Origin of the sequence: Micromonospora maritima (assembly GCF_902825405.1) — a bacterium.
In the GTDB taxonomy this organism is placed as follows: domain Bacteria; phylum Actinomycetota; class Actinomycetes; order Mycobacteriales; family Micromonosporaceae; genus Micromonospora; species Micromonospora maritima.
In genome coordinates, this window is the sequence record NZ_CADEAU010000825.1 from 1 (window position 1) to 1,502 (window position 1,502).

General features: G+C 73.5%; 1 protein-coding gene and 1 pseudogene. One reads left to right on the forward strand and one right to left on the reverse strand.

All coding sequences use genetic code 11. The features are described 5' to 3' along the window. Positions 1–97: 97 nt before the first annotated feature. Entirely contained in the window at positions 98–664 is a 567-nt protein-coding gene (locus HUW36_RS32680; protein ID WP_174531565.1) for a hypothetical protein, read from the reverse strand. Between the two features lie 654 nt (positions 665–1,318). Here HUW36_RS32680 and HUW36_RS32685 point away from each other — a divergent pair. Beyond that, a pseudogene (locus tag HUW36_RS32685) lies at positions 1,319–1,471 on the forward strand (prepilin peptidase); the annotation flags it as partial. Between the last annotated feature and the right edge of the window lie 31 nt (positions 1,472–1,502).

Below are 1,502 nucleotides of genomic sequence, written 5' to 3' on the forward strand. Positions count from 1 at the left end.
GTCAGTGTCAGCAGCGCGGCCAGGCCGGCGGCCAGCAGCAGCCGTCGGGACGCCCCGGCCCGGGTCCGGCGGGCCGGGGCACCCCCACCTCCCCAGGTCAGCACGGCTGGTCCTGGTGCGCGGCACCGGCGTTGATCAGCCATCGGCCGTCCGGGTAGCGGGCGGCGGTGGCGGTGGCCAGGTAGCGGCCGCCGCGGGTGCCGGGCACGGTCTTGCGGTCCTTGACGGTGACGAGCCGGTAGTCGCGGGCGTCGAGGCAGTCCTGGATCTCGACGGTGGGCGGGTCGGCGGCCAGGTCGACCGAGACGACGGTGGGGTCGGAAACCAGTTTTCCGGTACGCATCGCGCCGTGCTCCTTCGCGTCACGAATTGCCAGCCGTACCCGGGTCAGCAGTGGATCAGCCAGAAATCGGGGCAGTCCGGGATGCCCGGGATCACTGCGCGCGCTCGCCGTCCGGGACGCGTCGAGATAGCCGGAATAGGCGGCGAGCGCGGCCTGTGCGGCCGCGTTCTCCTCGGCGTCGGAATGGGCCACGGGTGTGGCGGCACTTCCGGCCAGCGGGCCGGTCGTCGCCTCCGGCCGGGTGCCGCAGCCGGTCGCGCCGATCGCCAGCGCGAGGCTGAGCAGGCAGATTTCCCATAGACGGGATTGCCGTGTGCGCAACTCCGTGCCCTCCTCGGTGCCGGCCCGGTGCGGTCACGCCGACCCGCTCCGGGCATGCGGAAGCGTGCCCGGATCTGTCCGTCCGGGCCTCGACCGCCACCGCATGCATTTACCTGTGCTGATCTTCAAAGAATGGGGAACTGCTGTCTCCGGTCGGCCTCCGACGCTCATTGATCGGGGGGTTGCGTCGTACCCAAGGGGCGAGCATAGGCTGACGTCAGCCGATGCAACAGAGGCAATTCACGTGAACACGGTGAGTGAAGACGGGTGGTGGCGACCGGTGGATGGCCGGACGGTGACGGGCGGGCGATCGTCGGCCTTCCCGGCGGCGGGAGTGCGCTCACCCGCACGCGTCGCCGGTTCCCCGGAGGTCGGCACGAGGGCCGCCGGTATGGGTGGGCTCCGACCCGGGAGTCCGATCCGTCCCACCGCTCCGGCCGGCCCGGGAGGCGCCGCCGCCGCAGCTCTCCCCGGTCGTGCCGCCGGCCCCCCGCAGGTCGCTCCGCCCGCCCTCCGCCCTTCGCGGCCGGACCGGATCTCACTCTGCGTGCTCCAGAGTGGAACGGTCGGCGACCGGGCGGAGGGGCGGGTGTGACCGTCGAACGGGTCCACCGGCCCGCCCCGGCGGCCGTCCCGCACCGCCCACTCGTCCGGCTGCTGGCGGTCCTCGCGGTCGTGCCGCCGGTCCGGCTGGCGGTGGCCCGCTACGCCGTACCGCCGGATCGCCCCGACCGCACCGGCTGCGACGCCTGCGGCACCCCGATCAACCTGGACCGACCGCTGCCGGCGCTCGGCCCCGCCGCCCGCTGAGATCGGAAGAGCGTCGTGTAGGGAAAGA